The organism is Comamonas sp. B21-038 (genome assembly GCF_022387135.1).
Lineage (GTDB): Bacteria > Pseudomonadota > Gammaproteobacteria > Burkholderiales > Burkholderiaceae_C > Comamonas > Comamonas sediminis.
The window spans coordinates 3005943-3025568 of record NZ_CP092462.1; the positions used below are offsets into that span (position 1 = coordinate 3005943).

Below are 19626 nucleotides of genomic sequence, written 5' to 3' on the forward strand. Positions count from 1 at the left end.
CGCTTTGCCCCGCCTCCATTGTTGAAAGGATTCCATGAGCGTTTACGACAAACTCCAGGCCCTCGGCATCAGCCTGCCGCCGCTGGCGGTGCCCGCTGCCGCCTACCTGCCCTATGTGCAGACCGGCAACATGGTGTTTTTGAGTGGCCACATTGCCCGCAAGGATGGCAAGCCCTGGGTGGCGCAGTTTGGCCGCAACATCAACACCGAGGAAGGCAAGCTGGCAGCGCGCGCCGTGGCCATCGACCTGCTGGGCACCTTGCAGCATGCCGCCGGCGGCGATCTGAACCGGGTCAAACGCGTGGTCAAGCTGATGAGCCTGGTCAACAGCACCGGTGACTTCACCGAGCAGCACCTGGTCACCAACGGCGCCAGCGAGTTGTTCGCTGAAGTGTTTGGCCCTGACAAAGGCGCCCATGCCCGCAGCGCCTTTGGCGTCGCCCAGATTCCGATGGGTGCCTGCGTCGAGATCGAGCTGATCGCCGAACTGGCCTGAGCCGCACACCACGCCATGCGGCGCCCATGCCCTGCGGGTATGGCGCCGCATTGTTTTTGCATGTGTGCTGGGCCGGCGCTGGCTCTAAGATGCCTCTCTTCCTCACCCCAGCAAGGACCAGACCGGCATGTGCATCTACGACCAACTCCAAGCCCTGAACATTGAACTGCCGCCGGTGCGCACGCCCGCTGCGGCTTACGCACCCTATGCGCAGACAGGCCAGCTCGTGTTTATCAGCGGTCACACGGCCAGCAAGAACGGCCAACCCTGGACCGGCAAGCTCGGCAAGTCCATGGACACTGCCGAAGGCCAGCAGGCAGCACGCGCGGTCGCCATCGACCTGATGGGTACCTTGCAGGCAGCGGTGGGCGGTGACTTGAACAAGGTCAAGCGCATTGTCAAGCTGATGAGCCTGGTCAACAGCACAGAAGACTTCACCGAGCAACATCTGGTCACCAACGGCGCCAGCGAACTGCTGGCCCAGGTGTTTGGGCCGGACAAGGGAGCCCATGCCCGCAGCGCGTTTGGCGTGGCCCAGGTGCCCCGGGGCGCCTGTGTGGAGATTGAACTCATCGCCGAAGTGGAATAAATCTGTAGATTAATCAATAGATTTTTCGCTAAATCCCTACAACAGCCGCAGCCATGCGGCTTTCTTGTGGGCGCCGTATCATGGCAGTCGCTTAACGCCCCACCCTGCCCGATTGATATTAGCCATGCAAGAGCCCCGCCCCGCCTCCTCCTCCAACAACACCACCCGTGGCAACGGCGGCTTTCAACGGCTGCGCAGCGGATGGCTCGTGGCAACGGCCTGCTCTCTGGTGGCCTGTGCCTCGACCCCGGACGAGGACAGCCAACGCCGCTACCAGGCATCGCCCCAGTATTCCTCCGCTGAAAAGCGCTTTCAAAACCCGCCCAATCCTGCCGCCAAGCCCCATGCCGGCGGCTTCCAGATCTGGTCGCGCTTTCTGTTCGGTGACAAGAGCGGCACCACGCCGCTGGACAGCATTCCCGTCCACACCGTCACCCCGGCGCAGCTGCAGGCGCTGCCCGCGGATGCCAACCATGTGATCCGGCTGGGCCACTCGTCGCACCTGCTCAAGCTCCAGGGCAACTACTGGCTGATCGACCCGGTGTTTGGCGAGCGGGTATCGCCGTTCAGCTTTATTGGCCCCAAGCGTTTCCACCCCACACCGCTGCCGTTGCAAGACCTGCCGCCCATTGCCGGCCTGATCCTGTCGCACGACCACTACGACCACCTGGACGAGCCGACGATCAAGTTCCTGCTGGGCAAGGTGGAGCGCTACTTTGTGCCGCTGGCCGTAGGCGCACGCCTGCGCGGTATGGGGGTTGAGCCTGATCGCATTGTCGAGCTGGACTGGTGGCAGCAACAGCAGCACGCCGGTGTGCAAGTGACCGCCACGCCCAGCCAGCATTTCTCAGGCCGCACGTTGAGCGACCGCAACAGCACGCTCTGGGCGTCCTGGGTGCTGCAAACCGGTGGCCAGCGTATCTACTACAGCGGCGATACCGGCTACTTCCCCGGCTTCAAGGCGATTGGCGAGAAGTTCGGCCCCATGGACCTCGCGCTGATGGAAAACGGCGCCTACGACGCCTACTGGCCCTCCGTCCACATGACGCCGGAAGAAACCATCCAGGCCTTTAGCGATGTGCGCGGCCAGGTGCTGTACAGCGTGCACAACAGCACCTTTTCGCTGGCCATGCACGGCTGGCGTGAACCCATGGACCGGCTCGCAGCACTGGCACAGCAGCAAGGCATCCAACTGGCCACGCCCGAGATCGGTGAGGTGCTGACCGTGGGCCAGCCGCGCAGCAACAAGCGGTGGTGGGAAGCACTGCGCTAAGCGCTTTCTTCGACTTCAGCACCGCCCGCCCAGAACTTACTCCACCTCGATCTGGGCGCGCTGCGCCACATCGCGCATCAGCGGCAGCTCGCGCTCCACGCGCGCCTTCAGCGCACTGCCATTGCCCCAGGCAGGGGTCAGGCCAATGTTCTCCAGCTTCTGCTGCGTGGCGGGCTGGGCCATCACATCGGCCAAGGCGGCCTCGAGCTTGGCACGCACCGGCTCGGGCAGGCCGGCAGGCGCCAAAAAGGCAAACCAGGTGCTCATGTCAAAACCGGGAAAGCCGCTTTCCGCCACCGTGGGTACGTCGGGCAGCAAGGCCAGGCGCTGGGCGCCCAGTGCGGCAATCGGCTTGATCTTGCCGGCCTTGATCAGCGGCGTGGTCGCCACCACCGTGTCCACCGCCAGTTGCACCTGGCCACCCATCAGCGCCGTCAGGCTCGGTGTGCTGCCGTTGAAAGGCACATGCAGCATGCGGATGCCGGTCGCGCTCTTGAGCATCTCGCCGCCAAAATGCACCGAGGAGGCCGGGCCAAAGGAGCCGTAGGAAAAGCGGTCCGGCGCCGCCTTCGATTGCGCCACCAGATCCTGCAGCGACGTGGCCTTGACGGCCGGGTTCGCCACCAGCACCAGGCCCATGTCTGCGACCAGACCCAGCATGCTGAAGCTGCGCACCGGGTCATAGGGCAGCGCCTTGCGCACCACCGGGTTCATCGCCAGCGTGGAGCTAGCGCCCAAGAACAAGGTATAGCCATCGGGCGCCGATTTGGCGACCTGCCCGCCCGCCACGGCCGTGCCTGCCCCCGGGCGATTCTCCACAAACACCGACTGGCCCAGCTTCTCGCTGAGCTGCGATGCCAGCAGCCGGCCCAGAATGTCCGTGGCCCCGCCGGGCGCAAAGGGCACCACCAGCTTGATCGCACGGTCAGGGTAGCCTTGGGCCCACGCAGGGCGCAAGGCCAGGCTGGCAGCGCCTGCGGCCAGGCAGGTCAAAAAGCGGTGACGGGATATCGGCATGGACATGGGATCTACCTTTTTTTGTCGACGAACGGGTGCAGGACCCTCGCAGGCCAGCGCTGCAGCAGCGCTGGCTCTGTGGCGGTCTGCGCAGGGGAAATGCGGTGGACCAGCAGGGGCGGAGCGCGCGGTTCGCCTAGCCCAGCAAAGGGCTGCGCCGGCGCGCGTGGCCGCTGGCCTGGTCATAGGCATGGCCGATTTGCAGCAGCGCCCGGTCAGCCTGCGTGGGCCCGATGATCTGCAGGCCAGCGGGCAGCCCGTTGGGGCCAAATCCGGCGGGGACGGACAGGGCCGGCAAGCCGGCCATCGTGGCACCCACCACCGTCTGCATCCAGCGGTGGTAGGTGTCCATGCTGCGGCCGCCCACGGCATGGGGCCAGTCCAGTTCGGCCTCGAACGGGAACACCTGCGCAGCGGGCAGCACGACGAAGTCATAGCGCTCGAACAGGCGGCGCAGCACCTCGTACCAGCTGCTGCGCACCTTGGCCGCGGCATAGATGTCCATGGCTGACAGCGCGCGGCCCCGCTCCATTTCCCACAAGGCCTCGGGCTTGAGCAGCGCGCGCTTTTGCGGGTCGTCGTACAGCGCCGCATTGGCACCGGCAACGCTGAAGCTGCGCAGATCGATCCAGGCGCGCCAGAGCTGCTCCAGGTCAAAGTCGGGCAGCACCTCATCCACTGTGCAACCGATGTCGGCAAAAGCGCCCAGCGCCGCGCGGCAGGTGTCGAGCAGGCCCGGCTCGGTGGGCAGGTGCCCGCCCAGGTCACCCAGCCAGGCGATCTTGCGGCCCCGGAAGTCGCGCTCCAGTCCTTGGCCCCAGTCCTGCGCGCCATCGCTGCGGTGGGTCAAGGGCAGGCGCGCATCAAAACCTGCCTGCACCGACAGCAGCAAGGCCAGATCGGGAATATCGCGCGCCATCGGCCCGGCCACGCTGAACTGCTGGAAAAACACTTCATCGCCCGGGCCATGCGGCACGCAGCCCACCGAGGTGCGCAGGCCGTACACATTGTTGAAGGCAGCTGGCGTGCGCAGCGAGCCCATCATGTCCGAGCCATCTGCTACCGGCAGCATGCGCAGCGCCACGGCCACCGCAGCGCCGCCGCTGCTGCCGCCAGCCGAGCGGCTCGGGTCAAAGGCATTGCGCGTGGTGCCGTAGACCGGGTTGTAGGTATGGCCGCCCAGGCCAAACTCGGGCGAATTGCTGCGCGCCACAAAGAGCGCACCGCCTGCGCGCATGCGCTCGAAAATCACCGCATCGCTGCTGCTGACCTGGCCCTGGAAGATCGGCGAGCCCTTCGTTGTCACCATGCCGGCGGCGGGTGAAATATCCTTGGGTGCCTGCGGAAAGCCGTGCAGCGGCCCCCGGCTTTTGCCCTGGGCCAGTTCGGCATCGAGCTGCGCGGCCTGGGCCAGCAGCGGCTCGCGCGGCATCGGCGCGACCAGCGCGTTCACCGCAGGGTTGAGCCGGTCGATCTGGCCCCAGAAGGCCTGCAGCACCTCGGTGCAGGACAGCGCGCGCCGCTGGATGGCCGCCGACAGCGCCACGGCGCTCAACTCGACGATGCTGTGGTCGGCAGGAACAGGCTGGGATGGCATGAGAGGTATGTCTCTTGGATGTCGTAAAAATCCAGCATAGGCAATGCTGCCCATTTCGACAATCACAATTTTTTGCGGTTATCGTTGCGTTTTTTGCAAAGCAGACCATGACTCCCTCGCAACACCTCCAGGACACCGCCATCCGCTATTTTCTGGAAGTCGTGCGCAGCGGCTCGGTCAGCGAGGCCGCGCTGCGCCTGAATGTCTCGGCGTCCGCCGTCAGCCGCCAGATCGCATCGCTGGAGGAAGTGCTGCAGGTGCCGCTGTTCGAGCGCCGCCCGCGCGGCATGGTGGCCAGCGCTGCCGGTGAGTTGCTGGCCACCCATGCCAAGCGCCATGCGCTGGAGGCCGAGCGCGTCGTCGCCGATATCGAGGCGCTGCAAGGCCTGCGCCGAGGCCAGGTGCGGGTCTGCGCATCGGCCGGCTTTGCGTTCGAGTTTCTGCCGTTGGCCATGGCCACGTTCCGGGAGCAGCACCCGGGCATGCAGTTCCAGCTGGTGTCCGCCTCGCCCGCCCAGGTCACGCAGGCCGTCCGCAACGGCGAGGCCGACATCGGTCTGACCTACAGCCGTGCTGCCGTGCGCGATATCGATGTGCAGCACCGCCAGAACTCACCGGTCATCCTGATCATGCCGCCCGGCCATCCGCTGGCCCGCTTTGCCAGCGTAAGCCTGGCGCAAATGCAGCCCTACCCGCTGGCCTTGCTGGACGATGGCAATACCGCGCGCCAGCTGTTTGACATTGCCAGCGGTCAGCGTGGCCTGGTGTTTGACCCCGTGCTGGAGAGCGGGCAGTTCGATGCGCTGGTGCGCTTTGTGCTGCATGGCGGCGGGCTCACCCTGGGCGGCGAAGTCACCGTGCGCGAGTATGTGCGCCAGGGCCTGCTGCACACCGTGCCCATCCGCGAGCGCGGCATGCATGCGCGCTCGATCGAACTGCAAACGCTGACGGGCCGTAACCTGCCCCGGGGCGTGCGCGCCTTTGTCGACCATTTGCGGGCGCTGTTGCCAGCGCAGCGTTGATCGGCGCTGCAACGACGGGACATGAAAAAGCCCCGCCGGGCGATACCGGGCAGGGCTTGGGAGTGATGGGCAGTGCGCTTTATTCAACGCGGAACACGGCGTTGGGCTTGAAGCCCAGATCGGCGAGCTTGCCTTTTTTGGCGCGCCCGGCCTTGGCATTGTTGAGGCTGCGAATCTCCAGGGTTTCCTCACGGGCCTTGCCGCCGCGCCCGATCCCTTCGATGCGGATGCTGCGCGTGTAGACGGCGACACCGGCGAGGCGGTCCTTGTCCTCCAGGTCGATGAGCTTGAGCCCCTTGCCGCCCTTGGCCATGTGGTTGAGCTCGGCGACCTCGAAGGTCAGGATGCGGCCACCGACCGAGGCGCAGGCCACATGGCTGGCATCGGCCAATGGCAGGCTGCCGCTGCTGCCCGAGATATGCGAGGGGGCGCACAGCGTATCGCCATCATCCAGGCTGACAAAGGCCTTGCCACCCTTCTGGCGCGAAACCATGTTCTCCACCAGCGCGGTGAAGCCATAACCTGCGCTGCTGGCCAGCAGCAGGCGTGCGGACAGCGGACCGGCAAAGTAGTACTGGATCTGGGTGCCCGCTTCGAGCTCCATCAAGGTGGTGACCGGCTGGCCATCACCCCGGCCGCCCGGCAGGTTGGCGACCGCGACCGAGTAGACCCGGCCGTTGCTGCCAAAGACCAGCAACTGGTCGACCGTGCGGCATTCAAAGGTGCCATACAGGCTGTCGCCCGACTTGAAGCTGAAGCTGTCGGCCGCGTGGCCGTGGCCGGTGCGGGCCCGCACCCAGCCTTTTTCCGACACCACCACGGTGACCGGCTCATCGACCACCTTGACTTCGGCGACGGCCTTCTTCTCTTCCTGGATCAGGGTGCGGCGGGCATCGGCAAACTGCTTGGCATCGGCTTCGATCTCCTTGACCATCAGGCGCTTGAGCGACGCCGGGTTGGCCAGAATGTCTTCGAGCTTGCCCTGCTCTGCGCGCAGCTCGCTCAGCTCCTGCTCGATCTTGATCGCTTCGAGGCGGGCGAGCTGGCGCAGGCGGATTTCCAGGATGTCGTCGGCCTGGCGCTCGCTCAGGTCAAAGCGCGCCATCAGCGCGGCCTTGGGCTCGTCGCTGGCGCGGATGATCGCGATCACCTCGTCGATATTGAGCAGAATGGTCTGCCGGCCTTCCAGGATATGGATGCGGTCCATCACCTTGGCCAGGCGGTGCTCGGAGCGGCGCGTGATCGTCGTCTGGCGGAACTGGATCCACTCTTCCAGCATCAGGCGCAGCGACTTCTGCGTGGGCTTGCCGTCGATGCCGATCATCGTCAGGTTGACCGACGAGGAGCTCTCCAGGCTGGTATGCGCCAGCAGGCAGGTGATCAGCTCGGACTGCGCAATCTTGCCGGTCTTGGGCTCGAACACCAAACGTACCGCCGCATCCTTGCTCGACTCGTCGCGCACGCCATCGAGCAGGGACAGCACGGTGGCCTTGAGCTGGCTTTGCTCCTGCGTCAGGGTTTTCTTGCCGGTCTTGATCTTGGGGTTGGTCAGGTCCTCGATCTCCTCGAGCACCTTTTGCGAGGACACGCCGGGCGGCAGCTCGTTGACGACCAGCTGCCACTGGCCGCGCGCGAGCTCTTCGATGGTCCAGCGCGCACGCACCTTGATCGAGCCGCGACCCGTGCGGTAGGCATCGGCAATGTCCTTGTCGCTGCTGATGATCTGGCCGCCACCCGGGTAGTCCGGGCCGGGAATGATCTGCTGCAGGTCGAAGTCCGTCATCGCCGGCTTCTTGATCAGTGCCACACAGGCATCGGCCACTTCGCGCAGGTTGTGGCTGGGGATTTCGGTGGCCAGGCCCACCGCTATGCCGCTGGCGCCGTTGAGCAGCGAGAACGGCAGGCGCGCCGGCAGCTGGCTGGGCTCCTCGGTGGAGCCGTCGTAGTTGGGCACAAAATCCACCGTGCCCATGTCGATCTCGTCGAGCAGCAGGCTGGTGATCTTGGACAGGCGCGCCTCGGTGTAACGCATCGCCGCAGCGCCATCACCATCGCGGCTGCCAAAGTTGCCTTGGCCATCGATCAGCGGGTAGCGCTGGGCAAAGTCCTGGGCCATGCGCACCAGCGCGTCATAGGCAGACTGGTCGCCATGCGGGTGAAAGCGGCCCAGCACATCGCCGACGACACGGGCGCTTTTGACGGGCTTGGCCGCCGTGGCGCGGTTGGGGCCGCTGTAGCCCAGGCCCATGCGGTCCATCGCAAACAGGATGCGGCGCTGCACGGGCTTCAGACCATCGCAGACATCGGGCAGCGCACGGCCCTTGACCACCGACAGCGCGTATTCCAGATAGGCGCGCTGCGCGTAGTTGCCCAGGTCCAGGCTGTCGCCGTCGTCGGGCTCGGGGTTGGATAGCAAATCCAGACCGGTTTGTTCACTCATGGTTGTTCAGCTTTCTTTGCTTGTGGCACGGCTGCACGCGGCTGTGGTTGGTGTTGTCATTCAGCGGCATGGGCAGCGGGACATTCGATGGCTCCGTCAGGCAGGATGCGAAGCCCAGACGCAGACAGGGCTGCGGCCAGGCAAGGCAAAAGCGGCAAAGCCATCGATGCTGGAGACATGCAATCAGATATCGATTTCTACTTCGTGGCCATGGAGTTCCATCAGGTCGCGGCGGGCCGCAGCCTCGCCCTTGCCCATCAGCTGGGTCATGACCTCACGGGTGGCCAGCAGGTCGGTGCGGCTCAGGCGCACCGGCAGCAGGCGGCGGGTGTCCGGGTTCAACGTGGTCTCCCAGAGCTGCTCGGCATTCATCTCGCCCAGGCCCTTGAAGCGGCTGACCTGGCATTTCTCCCGGGGTACGCCATCCTTGGCGGCCTTGTCGAAGATGGCATGCATCTCCGCCTCGTCCAGCGCATAGACCTTGGCCGCGGGCTTTTTGCCCCGGGCAGGAATATCGACGCGGAACAGCGGCGGCCGCGCCACGCAGACATGGCCTCTCTCGATCAGCTGCGGGAAGTGCTTGAAGAACAGGGTCAGCAGCAGCACCTGGATGTGCGAGCCGTCCACGTCCGCATCGCTGAGGATGCAGATCTTGCCGTAGCGCAGACCGCTCAGGTCCACCTCGTCATCGGGGCCATGGGGATCGACGCCGATGGCCACCGAGATGTCATGGATTTCGGTATTGGCAAACAGGCGGTCACGGTCCACCTCCCAGGTGTTGAGCACCTTGCCGCGCAGCGGCAGGATGGCCTGGGTTTCCTTGTCGCGCCCCATCTTGGCGCTGCCGCCGGCCGAATCGCCCTCGACCAGAAACACCTCGTTGTAGGCCAGGTCGCGGCTTTCGCAATCGGTCAGCTTGCCGGGCAACACGGCCACGCCGCTGCCCTTGCGCTTTTCCACCTTCTGGCCGGCGCGCTGGCGCGTCTGTGCCGCCTTGATCGCGATCTCGGCGAGCTTCTTGCCATATTCGACGTTCTGGTTCAGCCACAGCTCCAGCGCAGGCCGCACCATGCCCGAGACCAGGCGCACTGCATCGCGCGAGTTCAGGCGCTCCTTGATCTGGCCCTGGAACTGGGGATCGAGCACCTTGGCCGACAGCACATAGCTGGCACGGGCAAACACGTCCTCAGGCATCAGCTTGACGCCCTTGGGCAGCAGCGAGTGCAGTTCGATAAAGCTCTTGACCGCCTGGAACAGGCCGTCGCGCAGGCCGCTTTCATGCGTGCCGCCGGCGGTGGTGGGGATCAGGTTGACATAGCTCTCGCGCACCGGCTGGCCTTCGTCGGTGAAGGCCACGCACCAGGACGCCCCTTCGCCCTCGGCAAAATGGTCGTCGCTGCGGCCGGCAAAGCCCTCGCCTTCGAACACCGGAATGAGCGGGTCCACCGGCAGCGTCTGCAGCAGGTAGTCCTTGAGGCCACCCTTGTACTGCCAGGTCTGCGTCTCGCGGCTCTTGTCCTGCGTCAGCTGCACGCTGACGCCGGGCATCAGCACCGCCTTGCTGCGCAGCAGGTGCACCAGCTCGCCCATTGGCAAATGGCTGGATTCGAAATACTTGGCATCGGGCCACACACGCACCGTCGTGCCCTGCTTGCGGTCACCGCTGACCATCGGCCGCACCTTCAGCGGCTCGACCACATCGCCACCGGCAAAGGCCATCGTGGCAACGGAGCCGTCGCGGTGCACGGTCACTTCCATGCGGGTGGCCAACGCATTGGTCACCGACACCCCCACGCCGTGCAGACCGCCGGAGAAGCTGTAGGCGCCGCCCTGGCCCTTGTCGAACTTCCCGCCCGCATGCAGGCGGGTAAACACCAGCTCCACCACCGGCGCATGTTCTTCGGGGTGCATGCCAAAGGGAATGCCCCGGCCGTCGTCCTCCACACTGATCGACGCATCGGTGTGCAGATAGACGCGGATCTTCTTGCCAAAGCCGGCGAGTGCCTCGTCAGCGGCGTTGTCGATCACCTCCTGGATGATGTGCAGCGGGTTGTCAGTACGGGTATACATACCCGGGCGCTGCTTGACCGGTTCGAGCCCCTTGAGGACCCGGATCGAGCCTTCTGCGTATTCACTGGTAGACGTGTTTTTGCTTGCCATAACTTTCCATTCTAGCGGCTGCCATTGTAAATAGCTGTATAGATAAACAGGTGGATTTGTTGACGATTCACGACGCTTGGTCGCAACAGCCTGCAATGGGCTTGGCTGGCCACTGGGCAATATGCGAGAGACAGCCGGTTTTGGGGGTTGGAGTAACAATCCGTGCATAACGAGACAAGCTAGGACTATGCAAAACAACGCACAACAATTGACGATGGCCCGCGTGCTGCTGTGCGGCGGCGCCGTGGTGACGCTGTCGATGGGCATCCGCCACGGATTTGGCCTGTGGCTGCAGCCGATCACGCAGGAGATGGGCTGGACGCGCGAATCCTTTGCGCTGGCGCTGGCGGTGCAAAACCTCAGCTGGGGCCTGATTGGCATCTTCACCGGCATGCTGGCCGACCGTTTTGGCGCCAGCAAGGTGCTGGTCTGCGGCGCGCTGCTCTATGCGCTGGGCCTGGCCGGCATGGCCTGGGCGCCCAATACGCTGGTGTTCGCGCTCACGGCCGGACTTCTGATCGGCATGGCGCAGACGGGCACCACCTATGCGGTGATCTATGGCGTCATCGGGCGCCAACTGCCTGCTGAGAAACGCTCCTGGGCCATGGGGGTGGCTGCAGCGGCCGGCTCCTTTGGCCAGTTCTTCATGGTGCCGGTCGAGGGCCAGCTGATCGCCCACCTGGGCTGGCAGAACGCGCTGCTGGTCTGTGCGGTATTGGTGCTGACCATCGTGCCGCTGGCCATCGCGCTGCGCGAGCCCAATTTCCACGCACTCAAGCGCCACGCGGCCGCAGGCCAGCAGCAAACCATCGCCCAGGCCGTGGGCGAAGCCTTCCGCAATCCCAGCTTCTTGCTGCTGACGGCGGGTTACTTCGTTTGCGGCTTCCAGGTGATGTTCATTGGCGTGCACATGCCCAGCTACCTGAAAGACTTCGGGCTGCCGCCGCATGTGGCCAGCTATTCGCTCGCGCTCATCGGCCTGTTCAACATCTTTGGCACCTACCTGGCAGGCTCGCTGGGCCAGCGCATGGCCAAGCGCTACCTGCTCTCGGGCATCTATTTCATCCGCGCGATCGCGATCGTGGTGTTTCTGCTGGTCCCGCTGTCGCCCTGGTCGGTCTATGTGTTTGCCGCCGTGATGGGCTTTTTGTGGCTGTCCACCGTGCCGCTGACCAATGGCGCCATTGCGCAGATCTTCGGCGTGCAGCATTTGTCCATGCTCAGCGGCTTTGTGTTCTTCAGCCACCAGATCGGCAGCTTCCTGGGCATCTGGCTGGGCGGCTACCTGTATGACCACACCGGCAGCTATGATGTCGTCTGGTACGTGGCCATTGGGCTGGGCGTGTTCGCCGGCCTGGTCAATCTGCCCGTCAAGGAAGAGCCTGTGCGGCGCCAGCCACTGGCGGCCTGACGACTGAACTCTCATGCAACAGCCTGCACCACCAACACCCTCCAACGCGGACGCCGCGCCGCTGCGCGGCTGGCAGCGCGCTGCCATCTGGCTGCTGGTGGCGGTGCTGCTGGCGCTGGTCTTCATGCTCTATACGCAACCGGAATTCATGGTGCGCATGGCCGACCATGTCTGGGCCTGCTTCTGAGAACGTGTCTACGTTCTCCCCGCGCCGCGATGCAGCGATCGCAAACACCATCCAGCCGATGACCCACACCCACACCCACACCCCCGCCCCCTCGCCCTGGATCACCCGCTTTTCTGCGCTGATCCCGGCTGGCCGCCAGGTGCTGGATCTGGCCTGCGGCCAGGGCCGCCATGCGCGCTATCTTCAGGCCCAGGGTTTGCAGGTGACGGGCGTGGACCGCGACGGTGCGGCCCTGCAATCGCTGCAGTCGGACACGGCAGGCGAATGGCTGCAGGCCGATATCGAAAACGGTGCCTGGCCGCTGGAAGGCCGGCTCTTCGATGCAGTGGTCGTGACGAACTATCTGTGGCGCCCGCTGTGGCCGCGCATTCTGGCCAGTGTGGCCCCTGGCGGGCTGTTGTTGTACGAGACCTTTGCGCAGGGCAACGAAGCCTACGGCAAGCCCTCCCGGCCCGATTTTTTGCTGCAACCGGGCGAGCTGCTGCAAGTCTGCGCCGGCTGGTCGGTCATCGCCTATGAGGCAGGGCTGCTGCGCAGCCCGGAGCGGGTGGTACAGCGCATTGCGGCGCGCCGCCCGCACGGCGCAAGCCCCCTGCCAGCCACGCCGCTGCCCTGAAGCGACCTCCGCTTTGCATAACTTTGCGGCCTTGCGCGCGCGGCCGGATACCGCCGAAACCCAATAGGCATGCGGTTTTCGCTTTGTCACACCTTGCACAAAGCCGGCCCAACTTCCTCCACATTTGGCTTCTATAGTTCAACCATAGGCTCTGCGGAGAGGCGTAAACACACTCCAGTTTCTCTGTTTCACCGCTTCTTTCTGTTCCACACCAGATCGCGGCCTGGCCGCAGAGCCTCTTTTTATACAAGGAATGCCATGAGTTCTCAACCACTTCGCCATCGTCTGCTGTGCAGCACCGCCGTGACTGCAGCCCTCTGGATCGCCGCCGCACAGGCCCAGGCCGCCAGCCCCGCCCAACCCGCCCCGTCCAAGCAAGCCATTGAGGCTTGCCAGGGCAAGAAGGCCGGCGACGCCGTCCAACTGACACTGGACAATGGCACCACCGCCAAGGCCACCTGCCGCCAGGTGGGCAAGCAACTGGTCGCCAAGCGTGGCGCATCCATCGGACCCTGAAGTCCGCTGGTAACGCCCCGATCAAGCAACACTTTTACACACCCACGCACTGTGTAAGAGAATAGCCGGGCAGGCATTGCGCCTGCCCGTTTTTGCCGTTTGCGCTCCTCCATCCAACGCCCCAGCTGCTTTCTGTGACCACTTCCCGCTTCCAACAGTTGCGTTTCACCCGCTTGCAGACACGGGTGCTGCTGGCCATGGTGCTGCTGCTGCTGGGGCTGCTGCTGGGGTTTTTTGGCTTTTCGTACTGGAGCCTGCAGCGCGGGCTGGGCGGCTACGTGGCACAGATCGAGCTGGGGCGGCTGGAGTATCTCGAAAGCCAGCTGCGGCGCGAATATGCGAAGGACCCGCATTGGGCTTCGCTGACGCCGGAGCGCTGGAATGCACTGACCCGCTTTGGCAGCCAGGCGGCCGTGCCCGTCTCGCCCCCTGCCGAGACAGTGGCACCGCGCCGGGCCACACTCGGGCCTGCACTGACCCAGCAATTGCGCCCCATCGAGCGCCACCCGCTGTCCCAGCGCCTGGGTCTGCTCGACAACGAGGGCAAGCTGATTGCCGGTGTGCCGCCCACGCCCGGCAGCGCCAAAAACCCGCTGTTCGATGGCCAGCACATGCTGATTGGCACCCTGACCTTGAACCAGCCCGAAGACCTGAAAAACCAGATCGACAATGCCTTTTTGAAGGAGCATCTGGTGTTTCTGGCGATTACCGGTCTGCTGGGGCTGCTGTTGGCCGGTGCCCTGTCCTGGTGGCTGAGCCGCCGCTGGATTCGGCCCATCGAGGCGCTGAGCGAAGGGGCGAAGGCCTTTGCCAGCGGACAGCTGGACTACCGCATTGCCGTGGCCGGCCATGATGAGCTGGTGCAGCTGGCCGACCGCTACAACCACATGGCCGAACAGCTCTCGCAAGCCCAGGCACAGCAGCATGAATGGCTCACGCAGGTGGCCCATGAGTTGCGCACCCCGCTGGCAGCCGTGCGGGCCGAGATTGAAGCCGTACAGGATGGCATCCGCAGCTTTGATGCGCAGACGGCCGCGCGCCTGCACCGCCAGATCCTGCGCCTGACCCAGCTGGTCAGCGACATGCGCGCCACCATCCCGACCGCACTGGTAGTGCACGCACCCGAGGCCGCCCCTGCGCTGCAGCTGACCGCCCACCTGCCCGCGGCTGCGCGCCCGCTGGACATGCGGGCCCTGACCATCGAGGCGGTGGAAGCCGTGCAGATTCGCTTCAGCCAAGCGGGCATCAGCCTGCCCACGGCCCAGGAGCTGCTCACCGCCCTGCCGCCTGCCTGGGTGCAGGGCAATGCGCAGCAGTTGCACCAGGTGCTGAGCAATATCCTGGAAAACAGCCTGCGCTACACCGATGCGCCGGGCCGTGTCAGCATCAGCGCCAGCCTGCATGGGCCAGCACCTGGTTCGGGCCAGCGCTGGCTGGAGCTGCACCTCGATGACAGCAGCCCCTCGGTGCCGCCAGCCGAACTGCCCCGTATTTTTGAACGCTTCTACCGCGTAGAGACCTCGCGCAGCCGCGCCAGCGGCGGCTCGGGCCTGGGGCTTGCGATCTGCAAAAGCATTGTGCAAGCCCATGGAGGACAATTGCAGGCCTCCATCTCGTCCTTGGGCGGTCTGCGCCTTACCTTGATCCTGCCCTTGATAGACCCTGTTGCATGAACACCGCCAAACCCCGCATTCTGTATGCCGAAGACGAGGCCGATATCGCCTCGGTTGTCATTGACTACCTGCACCACGCCGGCTACGAGGTCGAGCATTTTGCCGATGGCAGCAAGGCCATGGCGGCGCTGCGCGCCCGCGCGCCGCAGCTGGCCATTCTCGATCTGATGCTGCCCGGCACCGACGGCCTGAGCATTCTGCGCGAGTGCCGCGCGCGCCAGATCTGCCCCGTCATCTGCCTGACCGCCAAGGTCGAGGAAGTGGACCGGCTGGTCGGCCTCGAGATGGGCGCCGACGACTATATCTGCAAGCCCTTTTCGCCGCGCGAGCTGATTGCCCGCGTCAAGGTGATCCTGCGCCGCCATGCACCACCTGCTCCCGGTGCGGCAGCCAGCCAGGCCGCCAGCGACTGGCAGCTGGATGAGACCACCAGCCAGGCCAGCTGGCGCGGCCAGGATCTGGGGCTGACGCGGCGTGAGTTTGCGTTGCTGCACATCCTGCAGCGCCATCCCGGCAAGATCTACCCCCGCAGCCAGTTGCTGGACCTGGCCTATGCCGATGCGCTGGAAGTGAGCGACCGCGCGATCGACAGCCATATCAAGAACCTGCGCAAGAAACTGCGCACGGTGATGGGAGACGACGCCGATTGCATTCGCTCGATCTATGGCGTCGGCTTCGCATTTGAAGGCTAGCGCTGCAGTTCAGTCCCGCGTGCTGGGGCTCCAGAACGCCTGGCGCACCCCGGGCTTGGCCGCCAGCTGCTGCACCATCGCATCGAGCTCCTCTCCCTCCACCGACTGGGCGGCCAAGGTCGCTTCAATAACCACCTCGGCATCGCCAAATGGCTGGATGTCGATGTCGCCGGGCGGGTAGCCGCCACGCTCTAGCACATCCTGCAGCATCGCCAGCGCCAGCCGCTGGTGCAGGCGCTCGGCCACGACAAACACGGCATTGGTCATTTCGGTGGAAGCCACATCCAGCGGCTTGCGGTTGATGGCATTGACGAGCGGGCGCAGCAAGGTATTGGCCGCCAGCACCAGCACGGTGCCCAGGGCCGCCTGCACGATCAGGTCAGCCCCCGCTGCGGCGCCCACGGCGGCAGAGCCCCACAGGGTGGCGGCGGTGTTCAGGCCACGCACATTGCCCTCCTCGCGCATGATGACGCCAGCGCCCAGAAAGCCGATCCCCGAGACCACATAGGCCATCACGCGCACGGCCCCGTCAGGGCCTGCAATGGTGTTGGCACTGTCGACAAAGATGGCCGCACCCACGGCCACCAGCACATTGGTGCGCAAGCCGGCGGTGCGCTGGCGGTATTGGCGCTCCAGGCCGATGACGGCGCCCAGAACAAAGGCGGTCACCAGGCTGATGGCCGTGTTGATCAGTGAGTTCAGTTGTGTGTAGTTCAGCGCTTCGAGCATGCCGCCCTCCTTGGCAAACGGTTATTCTTCATGGCGCTTATTGCCAGCCGTAGCGACGGATGTACCACTTTTTCATGACCTGCGTAAGACCCATATAGGCCAGCAAGACCGCCACAAGGAATACAAAGTACATGCCGGGCAGCGGCACCAGCTTGAAATAAGGTGCCAACGCGCCCATAGGCAGGTAAATGCCGATGGCCACGACCACCAGGGTCATCAGGGCCACCGGCCAGGCAGCGCGGCTCTGGAGGAACGGAATGCGCATCGTGCGGATCATGTGCACGATCAGCGACTGGGTGAGCAGGCCCACAACAAACCAGCCGGACTGGAACAGCGCCTGGCGCTCCGGCGTGTTGGCGCCAAACACCTTCCACATCACGACAAAGGTGGTGATGTCGAAGACCGAGCTGATGGGGCCGAAGAACAGCATGAAACGGCCCACATCGGCAGGGTTCCAGCGCTGGGGCTGGGTCAGCAGCTCGGGGTCCACATGGTCAAACGGAATCGCCGACTGCGAGAAGTCATACACCAGGTTCTGCACCAGCAGCTGCATCGGCAGCATGGGCAGAAAGGGGATGAAGGCACTGGCAATCAACACCGAGAACACATTGCCGAAGTTCGAGCTCGCCGTCATCTTGATGTACTTGAGCATGTTGGCAAAGGTGCGGCGCCCTTCCTGCACGCCCTGGTCCAGCACCATCAGGCTCTTGTCCAGCAAGATGATGTCGGCCGCTTCCTTGGCCACATCAACGGCCGTGTCCACCGAGATGCCGATATCGGCGGTGCGCAGCGCTGCCGCATCGTTGATGCCGTCGCCCATGAAGCCCACCACATGGCCATTGGCCTTGAGCATGCGCACGATGCGCTCCTTGTGCGCAGGGCTCAGCTTGGCAAAGATGTTGCCTTCCTCGACCACCTGGGCCAGGCGCTGGTCGTCCATCTGCTCGATATCGCCACCCAGCACGATGTGCTGCTCGGTGATGCCCACCTGCTGGCAGACTTTGGCGGTGACGGCGGCATTGTCGCCGGTCAGCACCTTGGTCTGCACGCCATGGCGTGCGAGCGCCTGTATCGCAGGCGCAGCGCTCTCCTTGGGCGGGTCGACAAAGGCCAGAAAGCCGCAGAGCACCATGCCGGCCTCATCGGCCACCCCGAAGTTGCTCTGGCCAGGCTCGGTATCCCGAGTCGCCACCGCCACCACGCGCAGCCCCTGGGCGTTGAGCGCCTCGGCCGTCGCCACGATGCGCTGGCGCAAGCCCGCGTCGAGCGCCAGCACGCCACCGGCGGCCTGCACCGAGCCGCTCACCTGCAGGATTTCCTCGACCGCGCCCTTGGTGATGATCTTGCCGGCGCCGCCACTGTCACGCACCACCACCGACATGCGCCGGCGCACAAAGTCAAATGGCACTTCATCGACCTTGGTATGGCTGTCGACCAGCGGCGCGCGCTCGCCATGGGCCAGCACGGCCACATCGAGCAGGCTCTTGAGACCCGTCTGGTAGTAGCTGTTCAGGTAGGCCATGTCCAGCACATGCTGCGATACATCGCCCCAGGCATCGAGGTGGCGCTCGACCGAGATCCGGTCCTCGGTCAGGGTGCCCGTTTTGTCGGTGCACAGCACATCCATCGCGCCAAAGTTCTGGATGGCATCCAGGTGCTTGACGATCACTTGCTTGCGCGACAGAAACACCGCCCCCTTGGCGAGCGTGGCGGTCACGATCATCGGCAGCATCTCGGGGGTCAGGCCCACGGCCACCGACAGCGCAAACAGCAGCGCCTCGGTCCAGTCGCCCTTGGTCAGGCCATTGATCAGCAGCACCAGCGGCACCATCACCAGCATGAACCGGATCAGCACCCAGCTGACCTTGTTGACCCCCATCTGGAAAGCGGTGGGGCCACGCTCCATGGCCGAGACCTTGCCGGCCAGCGCGCCGAGGTAGCTCTGGTTGCCAGTGCTCAGCACCACCGCCAGACCCGCACCCGAGACCACGTTGGTGCCCATGAACACCAGGTTGCGCAATTCCACCGGGTTGGATTGGGCGCCATCGGGCTCCTGGGCAAATTTCTCCACCGGCATGGATTCACCGGTCATCGCCGATTGCGCCAAAAACAAGTCCTTGGCGGCCAGCAGGCGGCAGTCGGCCGGCACCATATCGCCGGCCGCCAGCTGGATGATGTCGCCTGGCACCAGCTCGCGCACCGGCAGCTCGCGCACGGCCTGCAGCGCAGACAGGCGCGATGGCAGCGCATCCAGCGCTTGCCCCTGCTCATCTTGAGCGCCGCGGCGCAGCACAGCTGCGGTGTTCGATACCAGGGCCTGCAGGCCAGCCGCAGCCTGGTTGGCGCGGCCTTCCTGCCAAAAGCGCAGGCCGGTCGCCAGCGCCACCATGCTGCCAATCACCACCGTGGCCTTGGTGTCGCCCGTCAGCCACGACACGGCGGCCAGCACCGTCAGCAGCAGGTTGAAAGGCGTGCGAAAGCACAGCCACAGGTGCTCGGCACGAGACATGGGCCGGTCCTGCGAGATGGTGTTCCATCCGGCCTGTGCACGCGCCTCCTGCACCTGTGCGTCGTCCAGGCCCTGGCGGCTGGTGTTCAGGCTTTGCAGCAATGCTTGTTCCGGCGCATGGGCGGCGTCGCGCAGCCGCTCGCCCATGGCCGTGGAAATGCTGGCATCCACCGGCGTGCTGGCCCATTGCTCAAACATCGGCAAGCGGCGGAAATGCACGCCCCAGTGGCGCGAGCGCAGAAAGTTAACGAATCCATTTTTCAGCAGGTTCAACATGACCCATCTCCCCGCCATGGGCACGGCCCAGCCGCGCCGCATGGCATCTTCAATCCATACAGGCGTGCCCATGCGCGCCGCTGCCAGGCGGCCGCAAAGATGCACCTCAAACACAAGAGAGGTCAGCGACTGAAAGGGTCCAATGCCGCCGAAGCCGAGCAGGACTGCACGGCACCCTTGCCCATGGGGGCGCGGTGGCGCAGCATGGTCGCGAGCTGGCGCTGCATGCAGCGGGGCGCGCCCAAGCCGCAGCATGGCGTGATGGCCCATGGCACAGCCCTGCGTCGCGGTGCGCGCAAAGAGGCCAGCGAAGACATACGCAGTGGCATGAAAGGCTCCCACACCCGGTGTGATGGCGCGCAGCAAAGGCGCTCGCCACTGGGCAAGACTGGAAGATCAAAATGGGATGCAGCAGGGGCGCAG

The 19626-nt window shown here is 65.0% G+C and carries 16 protein-coding genes; 10 read left to right on the forward strand and 6 right to left on the reverse strand.

The features are described 5' to 3' along the window. The first annotated feature begins 34 nt into the window (after window positions 1–34). From MJ205_RS13920 to MJ205_RS13930, 3 genes are all read left to right on the forward strand, one after another. The gene (locus MJ205_RS13920; RefSeq protein WP_239809015.1) at window positions 35–496 is read left to right on the forward strand and encodes a RidA family protein; all 462 of its coding nucleotides are present in this window, start codon (window positions 35–37) and stop codon (window positions 494–496) included. A 127-nt stretch (window positions 497–623) separates the two neighbouring features. Beyond that, window positions 624–1085: a RidA family protein gene (locus tag MJ205_RS13925; RefSeq protein ID WP_239809016.1), complete on the forward strand. Its 462-nt coding sequence runs from the start codon at window positions 624–626 to the stop codon at window positions 1083–1085. 124 nt (window positions 1086–1209) lie between these two features. After that, the gene (locus tag MJ205_RS13930; RefSeq protein WP_239809017.1) at window positions 1210–2358 is read left to right on the forward strand and encodes an MBL fold metallo-hydrolase; all 1149 of its coding nucleotides are present in this window, start codon (window positions 1210–1212) and stop codon (window positions 2356–2358) included. Between the two features lie 36 nt (window positions 2359–2394). Here the strand turns inward: MJ205_RS13930 and MJ205_RS13935 are convergent, their stop codons facing one another. Beyond that, a complete protein-coding gene (locus MJ205_RS13935; protein ID WP_239809018.1) occupies window positions 2395–3375 on the reverse strand; it encodes a Bug family tripartite tricarboxylate transporter substrate binding protein in 981 nt (326 codons plus the stop codon). A 136-nt stretch (window positions 3376–3511) separates the two neighbouring features. Continuing rightward, complete coding sequence (locus tag MJ205_RS13940) at window positions 3512–4972, reverse strand: amidase (RefSeq protein WP_239809019.1); 1461 nt, start codon at window positions 4970–4972, stop codon at window positions 3512–3514. 107 nt (window positions 4973–5079) lie between these two features. Here MJ205_RS13940 and MJ205_RS13945 point away from each other — a divergent pair, with 107 nt between their 5' ends. Next, window positions 5080–5994 carry a LysR family transcriptional regulator gene (locus tag MJ205_RS13945; protein WP_239809020.1) on the forward strand — a complete coding sequence of 305 codons (915 nt, stop codon included), beginning with the start codon at window positions 5080–5082 and terminating at the stop codon, window positions 5992–5994. A gap of 79 nt (window positions 5995–6073) precedes the next feature. Here the strand turns inward: MJ205_RS13945 and parC are convergent, their stop codons facing one another. After that, window positions 6074–8434, reverse strand: coding sequence for a DNA topoisomerase IV subunit A (parC, locus tag MJ205_RS13950; protein ID WP_239809021.1), 2361 nt, complete (start codon window positions 8432–8434; stop codon window positions 6074–6076). A gap of 183 nt (window positions 8435–8617) precedes the next feature. Beyond that, window positions 8618–10594: a DNA topoisomerase IV subunit B gene (locus MJ205_RS13955; RefSeq protein ID WP_239809022.1), complete on the reverse strand. Its 1977-nt coding sequence runs from the start codon at window positions 10592–10594 to the stop codon at window positions 8618–8620. A 187-nt stretch (window positions 10595–10781) separates the two neighbouring features. Between MJ205_RS13955 and MJ205_RS13960 the strand changes: the two genes are divergently transcribed. The 6 genes from MJ205_RS13960 (at window position 10782) to MJ205_RS13985 (ending at window position 15689) form a co-directional block, all read left to right on the forward strand. Next, window positions 10782–12005 (forward strand): MFS transporter, encoded by a 1224-nt coding sequence (locus MJ205_RS13960; RefSeq protein WP_230774719.1) that lies wholly within the window; start codon window positions 10782–10784, stop codon window positions 12003–12005. 13 nt (window positions 12006–12018) lie between these two features. Further along, window positions 12019–12192: a hypothetical protein gene (locus tag MJ205_RS13965; protein ID WP_230775504.1), complete on the forward strand. Its 174-nt coding sequence runs from the start codon at window positions 12019–12021 to the stop codon at window positions 12190–12192. Between the two features lie 58 nt (window positions 12193–12250). Continuing rightward, the gene (locus tag MJ205_RS13970) at window positions 12251–12808 is read left to right on the forward strand and encodes a class I SAM-dependent methyltransferase (protein ID WP_239812750.1); all 558 of its coding nucleotides are present in this window, start codon (window positions 12251–12253) and stop codon (window positions 12806–12808) included. 258 nt (window positions 12809–13066) lie between these two features. Further along, window positions 13067–13324, forward strand: coding sequence for a hypothetical protein (locus MJ205_RS13975; protein ID WP_239809023.1), 258 nt, complete (start codon window positions 13067–13069; stop codon window positions 13322–13324). 134 nt (window positions 13325–13458) lie between these two features. Continuing rightward, window positions 13459–14997: an ATP-binding protein gene (locus tag MJ205_RS13980; protein WP_239809024.1), complete on the forward strand. Its 1539-nt coding sequence runs from the start codon at window positions 13459–13461 to the stop codon at window positions 14995–14997. After that, on the forward strand, window positions 14994–15689 hold the full coding sequence (locus MJ205_RS13985) for a response regulator (protein ID WP_239809025.1): 696 nt from the start codon (window positions 14994–14996) through the stop codon (window positions 15687–15689). Before MJ205_RS13980 ends, MJ205_RS13985 begins: the two co-directional genes overlap by 4 nt. Window positions 15690–15698: 9 nt before the next feature. Here MJ205_RS13985 and MJ205_RS13990 read toward each other — a convergent pair whose 3' ends face one another. Both MJ205_RS13990 and mgtA read right to left on the reverse strand, forming a co-directional pair. Further along, the gene (locus tag MJ205_RS13990) at window positions 15699–16418 is read right to left on the reverse strand and encodes an MgtC/SapB family protein (RefSeq protein WP_239809026.1); all 720 of its coding nucleotides are present in this window, start codon (window positions 16416–16418) and stop codon (window positions 15699–15701) included. Window positions 16419–16455: 37 nt separating this feature from the next. Further along, complete coding sequence (mgtA, locus tag MJ205_RS13995) at window positions 16456–19203, reverse strand: magnesium-translocating P-type ATPase (protein ID WP_239809027.1); 2748 nt, start codon at window positions 19201–19203, stop codon at window positions 16456–16458. Window positions 19204–19626: the final 423 nt, after the last annotated feature.

Excerpts from the sequence above, each read along its gene's own strand:
- MJ205_RS13920 (WP_239809015.1), top strand. The coding sequence starts at position 35 with ATGAGCGTTTACGACAAACTCCAGGCCCTCGGCATCAGCCTGCCGCCG.
- MJ205_RS13925 (WP_239809016.1), top strand. The coding sequence starts at position 624 with ATGTGCATCTACGACCAACTCCAAGCCCTGAACATTGAACTGCCGCCG.
- MJ205_RS13930 (WP_239809017.1), top strand. The coding sequence starts at position 1,210 with ATGCAAGAGCCCCGCCCCGCCTCCTCCTCCAACAACACCACCCGTGGC.
- MJ205_RS13935 (WP_239809018.1), bottom strand. The coding sequence starts at position 3,375 with ATGCCGATATCCCGTCACCGCTTTTTGACCTGCCTGGCCGCAGGCGCT.
- MJ205_RS13940 (WP_239809019.1), bottom strand. The coding sequence starts at position 4,972 with ATGCCATCCCAGCCTGTTCCTGCCGACCACAGCATCGTCGAGTTGAGC.
- MJ205_RS13945 (WP_239809020.1), top strand. The coding sequence starts at position 5,080 with ATGACTCCCTCGCAACACCTCCAGGACACCGCCATCCGCTATTTTCTG.
- parC (WP_239809021.1), bottom strand. The coding sequence starts at position 8,434 with ATGAGTGAACAAACCGGTCTGGATTTGCTATCCAACCCCGAGCCCGAC.
- MJ205_RS13955 (WP_239809022.1), bottom strand. The coding sequence starts at position 10,594 with ATGGCAAGCAAAAACACGTCTACCAGTGAATACGCAGAAGGCTCGATC.
- MJ205_RS13960 (WP_230774719.1), top strand. The coding sequence starts at position 10,782 with ATGCAAAACAACGCACAACAATTGACGATGGCCCGCGTGCTGCTGTGC.
- MJ205_RS13965 (WP_230775504.1), top strand. The coding sequence starts at position 12,019 with ATGCAACAGCCTGCACCACCAACACCCTCCAACGCGGACGCCGCGCCG.
- MJ205_RS13970 (WP_239812750.1), top strand. The coding sequence starts at position 12,251 with ATGACCCACACCCACACCCACACCCCCGCCCCCTCGCCCTGGATCACC.
- MJ205_RS13975 (WP_239809023.1), top strand. The coding sequence starts at position 13,067 with ATGAGTTCTCAACCACTTCGCCATCGTCTGCTGTGCAGCACCGCCGTG.
- MJ205_RS13985 (WP_239809025.1), top strand. The coding sequence starts at position 14,994 with ATGAACACCGCCAAACCCCGCATTCTGTATGCCGAAGACGAGGCCGAT.
- MJ205_RS13990 (WP_239809026.1), bottom strand. The coding sequence starts at position 16,418 with ATGCTCGAAGCGCTGAACTACACACAACTGAACTCACTGATCAACACG.
- mgtA (WP_239809027.1), bottom strand. The coding sequence starts at position 19,203 with ATGTTGAACCTGCTGAAAAATGGATTCGTTAACTTTCTGCGCTCGCGC.